This window comes from Roseateles sp. Mitsp63 (genome assembly GCF_059491535.1).
This window is the reverse complement of record NZ_CP168509.1, coordinates 1,459,451-1,472,385: the sequence shown is the minus strand read 5'-3', so window position 1 is coordinate 1,472,385 and position 12,935 is coordinate 1,459,451. Positions and strand designations below refer to the sequence as shown.

General features: G+C 67.6%; 14 protein-coding genes. 13 read left to right on the top strand and 1 reads right to left on the bottom strand.

The window, feature by feature from the left end:
* Window positions 1-7 precede the first annotated feature (7 nt).
* Genes ACEN96_RS06370 through ACEN96_RS06310 form a run of 13 tightly spaced genes read left to right on the top strand, consistent with a single transcriptional unit; the run spans window position 8 to window position 11,524 of the window.
* On the top strand, window positions 8-1,288 hold the full coding sequence (locus ACEN96_RS06370) for a hypothetical protein (RefSeq protein ID WP_495587202.1): 1,281 nt from the start codon (window positions 8-10) through the stop codon (window positions 1,286-1,288).
* On the top strand, window positions 1,288-2,118 hold the full coding sequence (locus ACEN96_RS06365) for a glycosyltransferase (protein WP_495587201.1): 831 nt from the start codon (window positions 1,288-1,290) through the stop codon (window positions 2,116-2,118). The genes ACEN96_RS06370 and ACEN96_RS06365 overlap by 1 nt, the downstream gene beginning before the upstream one ends.
* A 10-nt stretch (window positions 2,119-2,128) precedes the next feature.
* A complete protein-coding gene (locus ACEN96_RS06360; RefSeq protein WP_495587200.1) occupies window positions 2,129-2,806 on the top strand; it encodes an acyltransferase in 678 nt (225 codons plus the stop codon).
* 37 nt (window positions 2,807-2,843) lie between these two features.
* Window positions 2,844-3,971, top strand: coding sequence for an NAD-dependent epimerase/dehydratase family protein (locus ACEN96_RS06355; protein ID WP_495587199.1), 1,128 nt, complete (start codon window positions 2,844-2,846; stop codon window positions 3,969-3,971).
* Window positions 3,968-4,900: a glycosyltransferase family 2 protein gene (locus ACEN96_RS06350; protein ID WP_495587198.1), complete on the top strand. Its 933-nt coding sequence runs from the start codon at window positions 3,968-3,970 to the stop codon at window positions 4,898-4,900. The genes ACEN96_RS06355 and ACEN96_RS06350 overlap by 4 nt, the downstream gene beginning before the upstream one ends.
* The gene (locus tag ACEN96_RS06345) at window positions 4,878-5,771 is read left to right on the top strand and encodes a glycosyltransferase family protein (RefSeq protein WP_495587197.1); all 894 of its coding nucleotides are present in this window, start codon (window positions 4,878-4,880) and stop codon (window positions 5,769-5,771) included. Before ACEN96_RS06350 ends, ACEN96_RS06345 begins: the two co-directional genes overlap by 23 nt.
* A complete protein-coding gene (gene gmhA, locus ACEN96_RS06340) occupies window positions 5,768-6,352 on the top strand; it encodes a D-sedoheptulose 7-phosphate isomerase (protein ID WP_495587196.1) in 585 nt (194 codons plus the stop codon). The genes ACEN96_RS06345 and gmhA overlap by 4 nt, the downstream gene beginning before the upstream one ends.
* Window positions 6,353-6,354: 2 nt before the next feature.
* Window positions 6,355-7,302, top strand: coding sequence for a D-glycero-beta-D-manno-heptose-7-phosphate kinase (gene rfaE1 / locus ACEN96_RS06335; protein ID WP_495587195.1), 948 nt, complete (start codon window positions 6,355-6,357; stop codon window positions 7,300-7,302).
* A complete protein-coding gene (gene rfaD / locus ACEN96_RS06330) occupies window positions 7,299-8,315 on the top strand; it encodes an ADP-glyceromanno-heptose 6-epimerase (protein WP_495587194.1) in 1,017 nt (338 codons plus the stop codon). Before rfaE1 ends, rfaD begins: the two co-directional genes overlap by 4 nt.
* Window positions 8,312-8,806, top strand: coding sequence for an adenylyltransferase/cytidyltransferase family protein (locus tag ACEN96_RS06325; RefSeq protein ID WP_495587193.1), 495 nt, complete (start codon window positions 8,312-8,314; stop codon window positions 8,804-8,806). Before rfaD ends, ACEN96_RS06325 begins: the two co-directional genes overlap by 4 nt.
* Window positions 8,793-9,365: a D-glycero-beta-D-manno-heptose 1,7-bisphosphate 7-phosphatase gene (gene gmhB, locus ACEN96_RS06320; protein WP_495587192.1), complete on the top strand. Its 573-nt coding sequence runs from the start codon at window positions 8,793-8,795 to the stop codon at window positions 9,363-9,365. The genes ACEN96_RS06325 and gmhB overlap by 14 nt, the downstream gene beginning before the upstream one ends.
* A gap of 49 nt (window positions 9,366-9,414) precedes the next feature.
* A complete protein-coding gene (locus tag ACEN96_RS06315) occupies window positions 9,415-10,173 on the top strand; it encodes a glycosyltransferase family 2 protein (protein WP_495587191.1) in 759 nt (252 codons plus the stop codon).
* A gap of 49 nt (window positions 10,174-10,222) precedes the next feature.
* Complete coding sequence (locus ACEN96_RS06310) at window positions 10,223-11,524, top strand: hypothetical protein (protein ID WP_495587190.1); 1,302 nt, start codon at window positions 10,223-10,225, stop codon at window positions 11,522-11,524.
* A gap of 34 nt (window positions 11,525-11,558) precedes the next feature.
* On the opposite strand, the gene ACEN96_RS06305 is transcribed toward ACEN96_RS06310, so the two are convergent.
* On the bottom strand, window positions 11,559-12,935 hold the full coding sequence (locus tag ACEN96_RS06305) for an LTA synthase family protein (RefSeq protein WP_495587189.1): 1,377 nt from the start codon (window positions 12,933-12,935) through the stop codon (window positions 11,559-11,561).

Below are 12,935 nucleotides of genomic sequence, written 5' to 3'. Positions count from 1 at the left end.
ACACCCGATGAGCGTCCGCCCTGACACCCACGGCACCATTGCCGCAGCCGCCGTCACGCCGGCGGCGGACGGCCGCTGGCGACGCGTCAGCCGCGCGGCGGTCGTCGCCGGATTGCGGCTGCTGTCGGTCATCGCGGGTCTGGCGTACGTCAAGTACTACACCAATGCGCTCTCGATCGAGCAGGTCGGCACCTTCTTCTACCTCGGCACGCTGAGCTACCTGCTCAATGCCCTGGTGTTCGTGCCGGTCGACTCCTACATGCAGGCCCGGCTGTCCCGCATGGAGGCGCTGCCCTCGCCCGCGCTGCGACGACTGGCGGGGGTGACGCTGCTCGCCGGCCTGGCCGCCTGTCTGCTGCTCAGCCTGCCGTTCGTCGCGACGGGTCAACTGGTCTGGGCGGACACGCCGCTGCTGTACGGACTCGCGGCCCTGCTCTATCTCTGCTCCAGCGTCCGCAACCTGCTCAACATCCGCGGTCAGGCGACTTTCGCCGCCGGCATGGTGGTGCTGGAGTCCGCCGGCCGCCTGATCGCCTTCATGCTCGCCAGCGCCTGGATCACACCTTCCGCGCAGACCTTGCTGGCCTCCTCGATCGCGGCGCTGGCCGTGGAGCTGGTGATCCTGCTCTGGCAGGCGCGCCGCTCGCTGCCCCTGTCGCCGGACCGGACGTCGCTGGACACGCCGGCGCACATCGTGCGGACCGCCGGCGCGCTGTCCGGCGGCGCTGCCTCCAACACCGTGCAACTGCAGGCCTATCGCGTCCTGTTCCCTGCCGCGGGTCATCCGCACACCTCGGCGGCGCTGGGCGTCACCTCGAACATCGGCGCCGTCGCCATGAGCGCCTGCGCGCAGGTGTTCTCGCAGCTGTTCCTGCCGCGCCTGTACCAGACGCGCGGCGCCTCGATCGGCCAGTATGTCGCGTGGAGCCTCGGCATGGCCGCCGCGGTGCTGGCCGTCGGCCTGTCGCTCTCCGAGTTCCTGGTCCGGCATCTGACGCAGTCTGCCTACATCCCCTACGCGGCGGCGATCGGCGTGGGCATCGTCGTCGAGGCCGGCAATTTGGTCGTCGGCGCCTACGGCGTCTTCCTCACCCTGCACGGACGCGCTGGCGCCCTGTTCCGCTTCCAGCTGGCCGGAGCGGTCTTCTCGCTGACCGGCTGCCTGCTGCTGCTGACGCGCGCGCCCGAGTCCCCGCTGCTCGTGGGTGTCGTGGTCGCCGCCTCGCAATTGCTGGTGGCGCCCGCGCTCGGCTTCTACGTCCACCGGCTCCAACGGCAATCCCCTTGATGTTCTCCAAGCAAATCACCTTCGTGCTCTTCATGTTCAATGAAGAGGCGCGCATCGAACGGGCGGTCCGGAACTTCCTGCCCTACGGTCACGTGCTGATCGTGGACAACCACAGCACCGATCGCACCGTGGAGATCGCGCGCGCGCTGGGCGCCGAGGTGCTGCTGCACAAGAACCCCGGCTGGGTCGAGGACGAGCACACCACCTCGGTGGTCAAGGCCGCCGTGCGCACGCCGTGGATGTACTGGGGCTTCTCGGACGAGATCGTCGACCGCCACACCATGGACGCGATGCTGGCCGCCGTCGAAGGCGGCCGGTGCTCGATCGTCAACATCGCGCGCAAGAACTACTACTACGGCGAGTTCTGCCACGACGCTTACCGCAACACGCAGCATCGCGCCTTCAAGAAGGACGCGATCGACTTCCGCGGCAACGTCATCCACGGCTTCGGCAAGGCGACGGTGCCGGAGTCGGACATCGTCTACCTGGACCCTGAGACCTGCTTCGTCCATCACTTCATCTCGAACACGGCGAAGTCGTACATGGGCTCGCTGGACCGCTACACCGACATCGAGGCTGCGCACACGCCGTCGATGCCGCCGCTGAAGATGCTGCTGCGCATGGCGCGGGGCTTCCTCGGGCACTACTTCGTCAAGGGCGGGCGCAGGGCGGGCCGGGCCGGGCTCTATCTGGGCATGCAGATGGCCTTCTATCAGCTGCTGCTGTCGATGAAGGCCTACGAGCGCGAGCACCAGCTCGACACCCGCAGCATCGAAGCGCGCAACAACGTCGCGCGCGACCGCCTGCTCAAAGAGCTGGACGCCGCCTGAGGCCACGGTCATGAGCAATCACGCCACCGCACCCGTCGCGCGCAGGTCCTTGGCCGACCGCCTGCGCGGCAAGGACTGCCACGACGTCATCAATCACCTGTCCGCGCTGCGCGCGCGCTGGGTGACGCGGCTCTGGTATGCGCGCTTCTTCGACGCGATCGGCGCGGGCAGTTGGATCAAGCCGCTGGCGCAGCTGTACGGTCCCGGACGCATCACCCTGGGCGCGGGCGTGCGGCTGGAGAAGGACTGCATCCTTTATTCGGTCAAGCGCAGCGGCGCGGCCGCCTACGAGGGCCGGATCCGTCTGGGCGATCGCGCCTTCATGAACGTGCACTGCAATCTGACGGCCGCGTTCGGCATCGACATCGGCGCGGACGTCGCCTTCGGCCCCAACGTATTCGTCTGCGATTTCGACCACGGCTACGAGCAGTCCGGCGAGAGCCGGTTGAGCACGCCGCTGCGCAGCAAGGGGCCCATCGTGCTGGGCGACCGTTGCTGGGTCGGCGCGAACAGCTGCATTTCAAGCGGCGTCACTCTCGGCCACGATTGCGTGGTGGGTGCCAACAGCGTGGTCACGCGCAGCTTCCCGCCGCACACGGTCATCGCCGGCGCGCCCGCGCGCGCCATTCGCAGGCTGGATCCGGGCACCGGCGTCTGGCAGCGCATCGACGACGCGTCCCCGACCTGACCGCCGCTTCGACATCTTTTCAAGAGAAGAACTTTTCATGAACATCCTCATCACCGGCGGCGCCGGCTTCATCGGCGCCAACCTCGTCACCCGGCTGCATGCCGAAGGCCACACGCTGCGCGTGCTGGACACGTTGTCGCCGCAGATCCACGGCGCCGATGCGACGCTGTCGCCGCTGCGCCGCCAGATCGAGGGCAAGTGCGAGTTCATCCACGGCGACGTGACTGACGCCGCCACGGTCGGGCGCGCGCTGGAAGGCTGCGATGCCGTGGTGCACCTCGCCGCCGAAACCGGCACGGGTCAGTCGATGTACGAGGTCGCCCGCTATTGCCACACCAACGTGCAGGGCACGGCGGTGCTGCTGGAGGCGATCGCCGCGCGCAAGGACACCGTCCGCCGCGTGGTCGTCGCGTCCTCGCGCGCCATCTATGGCGAGGGACGCTATGAGCTCGACGGCCAGTTCGTCTACCCCACCGGACGCGTCGAGGCCGATCTTGCCCAGGGCCGCTTCGAGCCGCGTTGCGCCGCGACGGGCCGCGAACTCAAGGTGGTGGCCACAGACGAAGCGTCGCGCGTGCAGCCGAACTCGATCTACGGCCTGACCAAGTACACGCAGGAGCACATGACGCTGCTCAACTGCAAGGCCCTGGGCATCGGCGCGGTGGCGCTGCGTTTCCAGAACGTCTACGGTCCGGGACAGTCGCTGTCCAATCCGTACACCGGCATCCTGTCGATCTTCTCGACGCGCATCCGCCACCGCCGAGGCATCGACATCTACGAGGACGGCGACGAGAGCCGCGACTTCGTCTACATCGACGACGTCGTGGAGTCGCTCACGCTCGCGCTGACCCGCGAGGAGGCCACCGGCGAGGCCTTCGGCATCGGCACGGGCGTGGCCACCAGCGTCATGACGGTGGCCCGCACGCTGGTCGAGCTGTACGGCATCGAGGTGCCGCTGACGGTGACCGGCGCCTACCGCGTCGGCGACATCCGCCACAACTACGCCGACACCGACAAGGCCGCGCGGCTGCTGGGCTTCCGGGCCCGCGTGCCGTTCCGCGAGGGCATCGCGCGCTTCGTGGCGTGGGTCCTGGAGCAGCCGATCCAGGCCGACGCCTACGGCGAGAGCGTCGAATCGCTGAAGAAGCGGGGGCTCTTCAAATGAGCATGCCGACCGACCAGAAGATCGGCATCGTCACCGTCCTGTACAACAGCGATGACGTGCTGCCCGGTTTCTTCGCCAGCCTGGCCAAGCAGGTCGGCATCCGCTATCGCCTCTACGTGCTGGACAACAGCGCCACGGACAGCGGCACGAAGATCTCCGAGTCGCTGGCCGCCGAGTACGGCATCGATGCGGTGTGCGTCTTCAACAACGCCAACGTCGGCGTCGCCAAGGGCAACAACCAGGGCATCGAACTTGCGTTGAAGGACGGCTGCACGCAGGTGCTGCTCGCCAACAACGACACGGAGTTCGGGCCGAACACGATCCTGGACCTCTGGCAGGCGCTGGACGGCGGCCGCGAGCAGGCGGTCACGCCCAAGATCCATTACTTCGATGGGGAGCGGTTGATCTGGTACGGCGGTGGTCACATCAACGCCTGGCTGATGCGCTCGCCGCATTACGGCGACCGCCAGACGGATCAGGGTCAACTGGACCACCAGCAGTACGTGCACTACGCGCCGACCTGCTTCATGCTGCTGGACCGCGCGGTCTTCGACAAGGTCGGCCTGATGGACGAGCGCTACTTCGTCTACAGCGACGACACGGACTTCGTCTGGCGCATGCACGAGCAGGGGCTCCGAATCCGCTACGCGCCTGGTGCGCTGGTCCTGCACAAGGTCAGTTCCTCGACCGGCGGCGGCCTGTCGCCGTTCTCGCTGTACTACACGAACCGCAATCGCATCTTCTTCATCCGCAAGAACCTGCGCGGCGTGCAGAAGGCGTTCGCGCTGGCCTATGTGATGGCGACGCGGATCCCCCAACTCGGACGGCTGCCGAAGAAGCTGTCGGAACGCGGTTGGGCCGGCGTGCGCGACGGGTTCGCGATGCCGGTGCGCGAGAGTGCGCCTCATGCCGGACACCAGGGACGGTGACGTGAGCGGCCTGACCTACGCCTTCGTCGAACTCAAGTCGTTCGGCGACCTGGTCGTCACGGCGTCGTCGATGCGTCGGCTGTCGCCGGACGACGCCGCGCGCTGCCGCCTGCTCATCGGTCCCTACCTGAACGATCTGGCCGCGGCCCTGGCGCCGCCGTGCGGGATCGAGTCGCTCCCCATCCCGGATCGCAACGTTCCCGCCCTGTTCGACCTCAAGAAGCGCGGCATCGTCGCCGCGCTGAAGAGCGCGGTCACGCTGCGCACAGCGCTGGCCGGGGCCGCCCCAGGCGCCACGCTGGTCCTCCCCCGTCCGGCACGCCGCGAGCGCTTCATCGCCGGTCGGAGGACCTGGCGCGTCCTCCCCGCAGCGGAGAACGTCTACCTCGCGTCCGAGCGCTTCATGCGCGACACCTTCGGAGAGAAGCCCGTCGCGCCCGTCGCGCCAACGCCGCGTCCGCGCCGCATCGCCCTGTGCCCCTTCAGCCGCGTGCCCGCCAAGAACGTGCCGGCGCATCGGGTGGCCGAGATGGCGACGGTGTGCGCGTCCATGGGATTCCAGCCCGAGCTCCTGCTGCTCGACGGCGAGCGGCTGGAGGCGCCCGTGGCGGGACTGGCGGCCCGGACCATCCCGCGTCGCTTCGATGCGCTGGCGGAGGCGCTGACGGAGTACGCCGGCGTCATCTCGGCGGACAGCCTTCCCGCCCATCTGGCCGAGTACCGCGGGACGCCCGCCTTCGTGGCCTCCCCGGTACCCAACACCTACTGGCTTCCCTTGCGCGCCTTCCGGGGCCAGCATTGGGGACTGATCGACCACACGCCCGAGCTGACCGCGCGCCTTCAACGTTTCCTGGACACTGCACAACCATGAGTACGCTGTTCCTCCACAACCTGCGCCAGCATCTGGCCCTGTTCCAAACCCTCGACGCCCTGGCCCCCTCGGTCGCCGAGGCCTCGCGCCTCGTCACCGAACGCATGCGCACCGGCGGCAAGCTGATGATCTGCGGCAACGGCGGCTCAGCCGCCGACAGCCAGCACATCGCCGCCGAGTTCACCGGCCGCTTCATCGAGGACCGCAAGCCCCTGGCCGCGCTGGCCCTGTCGACCGACACCTCGGCGCTGACCTGCATCGGCAACGACTATTCCTTCGACGAGGTCTTCGCCCGCCAAGTGGCCGGCCTCGGCCGTGTCGGCGACGTGCTGATCGGCATCTCCACCTCCGGCAATTCGAAGAACATCCTGCGCGCGGTCGAGGAAGCCCGCGCCCTGGGCGTGACGACGATCGGTCTGCTGGGCCGCGACGGCGGCAAGCTGGCCGCGCTGTGCGATCACGCGGTGATCGTCCCGCACGCCGTCACCGCGCGCATCCAGGAGGCCCACATCCTGATCGGACACACCATCTGCGGCGCCGTCGAACAGGCCCTGGGCCTGGTGCCGGCCAGCGAGGACTGAACATGCCGCACCCGACTTCGGAACAGCTGGGCCGCTGCCGCGTCCTGGTCGTCGGCGACGCGATGGTGGACCGGTACTGGTTCGGCGCCGTCGACCGCATCTCGCCGGAGGCGCCGGTCCCCGTGGTCCGCGTGACCCGCGAGGAAGACCGCCTGGGTGGCGCCGCCAACGTGGCGCTGAACGTCAAGCGTCTGGGCGCGCATGCGGCGCTGATGACGGTGGTCGGCGACGACGAGCCGTCGCGCGTGCTGCAGGACCTGCTGGAACGTCAGGGCGTCGAGGCGCTGCTGGGTCGCGACGACAAGCTGCGCACCATCGTCAAGCTGCGCGTGATCGGCCGGTCGCAGCAACTGCTGCGCGCCGACTTCGAGCGCACGCCCGAGAGCGAGGTGCTAGCGGCGATGTTGGCGCAATTCGAGCGCGCGCTGCCGGACTATGACGCCGTCCTGTTCAGCGACTACGGCAAGGGCGGTCTGACCCACATCGCCCGCATGATCGAACTGGCCCGCGCCGCCGGGAGGCCCGTGCTGGTCGATCCGAAGGGATCGGACTACAGCCGCTACGCCGGCGCCACCGCGATCACGCCGAACCGCGCCGAGCTGGCGCAGGTCGTCGGCGTCTGGGACGGCGAGGACGACTTGCGCAGCCGCGCGCAGGCGCTGCGCGCCGAACTCGGCCTGGAAGCCCTGCTCGTGACCCGTTCGGAAGAAGGCATGACCTTGTTCCAGGCCGACGACGCGGTGCTGCACGTTCCGGCGCAGGCCAAGGAAGTGTTCGACGTGACCGGCGCCGGCGACACGGTGATCGCCGCGCTGGCCGCGATGGTCGGCAGCGGCATGCCACTGGCGCAAGCCGTGCCGATCGCCAACCGGGCTGGCGCCATTGTGGTGGGCAAGTTCGGCACCGCATCCGTCAGCTATCAGGAACTTTTCGAGGGGGACTCCGCATGAAAGTCGTCGTCACCGGCGCCGCCGGATTCGTCGGATCCAACCTGGTCCACGGACTCAATGCGATCGGCATCGACGACGTGATCGCCGTCGACGACCTGACCGACGGTCCCAAGTACCGCAACCTGCTGGGTGCCGGCATCTCCGACTACTTCGACAAGGACGAGTTCTACGCCCGTTTCGGTCGCGGCGAATTCGGACAGGTCGACGCCGTGTTCCATGAAGGCGCCTGCTCCGACACGATGGAGCACAACGGCCGCTTCATGATGGAGACCAACTACCGGTGCTCCAAGACGCTGCTGGACGACTGCATGCGCCAGGGCACGCGGCTGCTGTATGCGTCCTCCGCGGCCACCTACGGCGACAGCAGCGTCTTCCGCGAGGAGCCGGTCAACGAGCGCCCGCTGAACGTCTACGGCTACTCCAAGCTGCTGTTCGACAACGTCGTGCGCCGCATGATCGCGGACGCGCCGGCCCAGGTGGCCGGCTTCCGCTATTTCAACGTCTACGGACCGCGGGAACAGCACAAGGGCCGCATGGCATCGGTGGCCTTCCACCATCACGGCCAGTGGCGGGATCAAGGCACGGTGAAGCTGTTCGGCGAGTACGGCGGCTACGGCCCCGGCGAGCAACAGCGCGACTTCGTCTTCGTGGACGACGTGGTCGCCGTGAACCTGTGGTTCCTGCAGAACCCGCAGGCGCGCGGCATCTTCAACCTTGGCAGCGGTCGCGCGCAGGCGTTCAATGACGTGGCGATGGCCAGCGTCAACACCGCCCGGGAACTCGCCGGAGAGCCGCCGCTGTCCTTGGCCGAACTGGCCGACCGCGGCTTCCTCCAGTACATCGACTTCCCGCAGGCGCTGGTCGGGAAGTACCAGTGCCACACCCAGGCGGACCTGACTGCGCTGCGCGCGGTGGGCTGCGACCATGCGTTCGCCGACGTCGCCACCGGCGTGCGGCGCTACGTTCAATGGTTGCATGCGCAGGCGCAGGCGCAGGGCGAGGCCCAGCCGTGACCGCCCCTCAAGACAAGCTCGTCTTGGACGAGGCTGCGCTGCTGCAGCGCATCGCCGGACTGCCGCGCCCGCTGATCTTCACCAATGGCGTGTTCGACATCCTGCACCGCGGCCACGCGAGCTACTTGCACCGCGCGCGCGAACTGGGCGGCTCGCTGCTGGTCGCGGTCAACAGCGACAGTTCGGTGCGCATGCTCGGGAAGGGCGACGACCGGCCGATCAACGCCGAGCTCGACCGCGCCTATCTGCTGGCGGCGCTGGCTTCGACAACCTTGGTCACCCTGTTCGCCGAGAAGACGCCGGTGCGGCTGCTCTCGGTGGTCAAGCCCGACGTCTACGTCAAGGGCGGCGACTACGACATGGAGCAGCTGGAGGAGACGGCGCTGGTGCGCACCTGGGGCGGGCAGTCGCTCGCACTGCCCTTCGTCGACGGCTACTCGACCACCGGCCTGGTCCGCAAGATGAAGGCCGACCCGCATGCTGGACGCTGAGGCTCGGCCCGCGGCCTTCCTGGACCGCGACGGCGTCATCAATTTCGACACCGCGTATCTGTCCGACTGGGCGGAGTTCCGCTTCCTGCCCGGCGTCGTCGAGGCGCTGGGCGACCTTCAGTCGCTGGGCTACCGGCTGATCGTGATCACCAACCAGTCGGGCATCGCGCGCGGCATGTACACCGAGTCCGACTATCAGTCGCTCACCGCCAGCCTGAAGGCGTCGCTGCTGTCGCAAGGGGTGCGTCTGGACGCGGTCTACCACTGTCCCCACCACCCCGACGGCAAGATCGAGCAATACCGGCTGGACTGCGACTGCCGCAAGCCTCGCACCGGCATGATCGACCAGGCCTCGCGCGAGTTCGCCATAGACCTCGACCGCTCCATCCTCGTCGGCGACAAGCCGTCGGACGTCGAGGCGGGCATCGCCGCCGGCATCGGGCGCCGTTTCATCGTCAAGTGCAACGGCGAGGGCGAAGCGCCGCCGCTCGGCGACGCGGATGCCCGCTTCGACGACCTTGCCCAGTGCGTCGCCCGCCTGAAGGCCGACGCGCGCTGATTCCCCTTCCGCCGGATGCGCCGCTGCGTTCCGGCACTGATACCGCACCATGAAGATCTCCGTCATCACAGCCACGTACAACTGCGGCAGGACCCTGCCCACCACGCTCCAGTCCCTGGCCGGGCAGACGCATCGGGACATCGAGCACCTGGTCATGGACGGCGGGTCCAAGGATGACACGATGGACATCGTGAAGGCCTGGACCGCCCACCCGATCACAGCCGAGAGCGGCCGGGACAAGGGCATCTACGACGCGCTCAACAAGGGCATCGCCAAGGCGAGCGGCGAGATCGTCGGATTCCTGCACGCCGACGACGTGCTGCAGGATGCGCGCGTGTTGGAGAAGATCGCCAAGGCCTTCGAGGATCCGGCGGTGCAGGCAGTCTACGGCGACCTGGTCTATGTCGCGCAGGACGATCTGGACAAGGTGATCCGGACCTGGCATTCGGGACCGTTCCACGTGGGCCGGCTGCGCAGCGGCTGGATGCCGCCGCACCCGACCTTCTATGCCCGGCGCTCGCTCTACGAGCGCCTCGGCGCCTTCGATCTGCGATACCGGATCGCGGCGGACTACGACAACCTGCTGCGCCTCCTGTCGGGCGGCGACGGCCGGGGCATCCGCGCCGCGTATATTCCAGAGGTTCTCGTGCGCATGCGCACCGGCGGCGTCAGCAATCGCTCATTGCGCAACATCCTGCAGAAGTCCCGCGAAGACCTGGAGATCGTCCGCGACAACGGGATCGGCGGCATCGGCACGATCCTCATGAAGAACCTCTCCAAGGTCAGCCAGTTCTGGAAACGGGCCTGATCTCAGGATCCGGCTTCTGCCCTCCGGCCAATCCGAACTCACCACCGCCATGATCGCGCTCTATGCCCTGAACCTGACCGCGGTCGCGCTGCTCACGCTTTGGCCACTCTGGTTTTCGCGAATGCAGCTGGGACTCCGCTGGGTCAATCCGTTCGCGATCGCACTGCTGATAGTGGTGCCGTTCGAGGCGATGAAGCTGGTCGGCGGCCCCTTGTTCCTCGTCGAAGGCGGCCTGTTCGACGCCGGCTATCAATTCGCGATCCTGATGACCAACGTCCAGCTGCTGTGCCAATGGGTGGGCGCGGCGCTGTTCCTGGAACTGTTCCGCACGCTGCGGCTGACGCGGCGCTGGCGCCATCATGGACGGCCGTTGGACACCCGTGCCCTCCCGGTCGCCTCATTCGCCTGTCTGCTGCTGTCCCTCGCCGCATGGGTGCTGCTCGCCTCCTCGGATTTCGGCATCGCCGCCTGGCTGTCGAATCCCCGTGAGGGATATCAGCTGCACCGGACCGGGGCCGGCCACTGGTTCGCCCTGAGCATCACGTTCCTGGCCACCTCGATGCTGCTGAGCTTTCTGTCGCGGCCCACGCCGGCCGCGATCCTCCTGAAGGCCCCCCTCTTCGTGGCCCTGGCCTACTTCACCGGATCCAAGGGCGTGATGCTGTCGTTGTTCACCACGGCGATGGTCTTTCTTGCATTCCTCGAATGGAAACCGCTGCCACGGTTCCTTGGCATCGGCATTCCGCTGATCCTGGCGCTGCTGGTCTACAACCTGTTCCTCGCCCGTGGTGATGTCCTGACCCTGCAGTCGGTGTTCGAGTACTTCGATTACTACAAGAACGCCGCGATGTACTACAGCGACTATCTTCGCGGCCAGACCAAGTATTTCTGGGGTGAGATCGCCTGGACGTCTTACGCGTCCTACATGCCTCGCGCGTTCTGGCCCGACAAACCCGTGGTCTACGGCATCCTGCTCGTCAACGAGATCTACTACCCCGGTCAGGCGGAACTGACCAATACGCCGGCCTTCGGCGGCGCGGTCGAGTACTTCGCCGACTTCGGCGTTCCGGCCGTCGCGTTGAGCGGACTGTTCAGCTCGATTTCCGTCTTGACGGCCTTCGCTGGGCACATGCTGTTCGGGCGCTCAAGCGCGAGCGTCCGGCACCCCACCGTCCCCTTCGTTGCGGCGCTGACCCTGCAGTTCGTGCCGGCGTTTGGCATGTTCTTCCCGGGCGCGCTCTATGGCGTGTTGCTGGCGCTGCTGCTGCTGCTGGTCGCGGCCCACCGGATGCGCCACCCTGCCGCGGGGAAGGCACGGCACCTGACGCCCGGCGTCGCCGTCCTGGACTGATCACGAGAGGCCAAGCGCGCAGGCTGTCGACTGCTCAACGGCGGGACAGGACCCAGACCGGCACCTGCGCCGGGCTGAAGACGGAGCGGTCCGCCGCGTCATTGAAGGGCGGCGAATGATCACCGACCACCACCACCTGCCTGACGCCCTCCGGAGACCGGGCGATCTGCCCGGCCAGATCAGCAAGGAGGTCCCCTTGCGCCTGCAGCAACTCACACGCCGGGTCCGGCACCGCGTGATGCCGGCAGAGCTCCTTGAGCTCTCTCGTGACCGGGCGGGACGGCAGGGGCAGATGCGTGTTGATCGTCAGCGCATAGACGAATTGGCCTGGCTTGGCCGCGCGCCGCAGGGCCGCGGCGATGACGCCGTGATCGCACATGCCGTTGAAGGCGCCCGGACAAAGCGCCGTCTCCGGCTCGTCCCAATTACTGGCGAAGCGGGTCTCGCCAAACCCGGCAACGGGCCACCATTCCGAGCGGTCGAACATGCGGGGCGAGAACCCATGCATCGCGACGGCGTTGTCGCCGCGGCCTCGGAACCGGCGTGGCAGACAGTCCTGCGACGACGCCTCGGTCAGCCGGGAGTAATGGCCGCGCAATCCGCATAGCACGCGCAACTCTCCGGCAACCGTGCCTCCGGCAAAGTCCTCCGCGTTCTCTTCGATGTTCCAGCGCACACGGAGATCCGGCGCGCGGAATCTTGCAGCGATCCAGGCGCTGATTCCAGGCGCCTGCGGCAATCCCAGCGATTCGACCAACACCATCAGGTTGCCATCGCGGCCTTCATCGGCGGCTGCCCGCATGACCCGGTAACTCAACGGCCGAGGCTCGATGACCGCCAGCGGCTGAGCGCCCTCTCGCAGGAAATCGCGCTCGGCACGGACCAGGTTGTATCCCGCGCTGCCCAGCACGTTGAAGGCGGTGAACGGCGCATCGCGCGCCACGACCGTGGTCGCGGAGCCGTTGAGGACATCAGCGACGCCCAGCAGCACGGTCAACGCCAGGATGATCGCCGCACTCGGGCGCAACAGTGCCATGCCACGAAGGATGACGGTCACGATCAAGACCGCCAGTCCACCAATCAGCATGGTCGTGGGGGTGATGAACGCGGAATAGGACAACAGGTCCGCGAAGCGGAGGGTGTCGGCGAACTCCGCGACATTGCGGAAGTGGTAGTTCACCGCCGCCGCCCTCAGCAGGCAGAGGACCCACGCCGTCATGACAGCGACGCCACCGACCCACCGGTTCAACGAAAAGATCGCCGCCGTCAGGAGCAGGTCCAACTCGAACAGCGGCTGAGGCATTGATGCATAAGGCCGCAGCAGCCAAAGCGGCACATGGGCAAGGACCAGGACGATGACGGCCGAGAGCAGCGCCCCGACGGCGCGCCTTTCTCGTTGTTTGCTTTCCAT

Coding starts and splice junctions, on each gene's coding strand:
- gmhA (WP_495587196.1), top strand. CDS start 5,768: ATGAGTACGCTGTTCCTCCACAACCTGCGCCAGCATCTGGCCCTGTTC.
- gmhB (WP_495587192.1), top strand. CDS start 8,793: ATGCTGGACGCTGAGGCTCGGCCCGCGGCCTTCCTGGACCGCGACGGC.
- ACEN96_RS06315 (WP_495587191.1), top strand. CDS start 9,415: ATGAAGATCTCCGTCATCACAGCCACGTACAACTGCGGCAGGACCCTG.
- ACEN96_RS06355 (WP_495587199.1), top strand. CDS start 2,844: ATGAACATCCTCATCACCGGCGGCGCCGGCTTCATCGGCGCCAACCTC.
- ACEN96_RS06345 (WP_495587197.1), top strand. CDS start 4,878: ATGCCGGACACCAGGGACGGTGACGTGAGCGGCCTGACCTACGCCTTC.
- ACEN96_RS06370 (WP_495587202.1), top strand. CDS start 8: ATGAGCGTCCGCCCTGACACCCACGGCACCATTGCCGCAGCCGCCGTC.
- ACEN96_RS06350 (WP_495587198.1), top strand. CDS start 3,968: ATGAGCATGCCGACCGACCAGAAGATCGGCATCGTCACCGTCCTGTAC.
- ACEN96_RS06365 (WP_495587201.1), top strand. CDS start 1,288: ATGTTCTCCAAGCAAATCACCTTCGTGCTCTTCATGTTCAATGAAGAG.
- rfaD (WP_495587194.1), top strand. CDS start 7,299: ATGAAAGTCGTCGTCACCGGCGCCGCCGGATTCGTCGGATCCAACCTG.
- rfaE1 (WP_495587195.1), top strand. CDS start 6,355: ATGCCGCACCCGACTTCGGAACAGCTGGGCCGCTGCCGCGTCCTGGTC.
- ACEN96_RS06360 (WP_495587200.1), top strand. CDS start 2,129: ATGAGCAATCACGCCACCGCACCCGTCGCGCGCAGGTCCTTGGCCGAC.
- ACEN96_RS06310 (WP_495587190.1), top strand. CDS start 10,223: ATGATCGCGCTCTATGCCCTGAACCTGACCGCGGTCGCGCTGCTCACG.
- ACEN96_RS06305 (WP_495587189.1), bottom strand. CDS start 12,935: ATGGAAAGCAAACAACGAGAAAGGCGCGCCGTCGGGGCGCTGCTCTCG.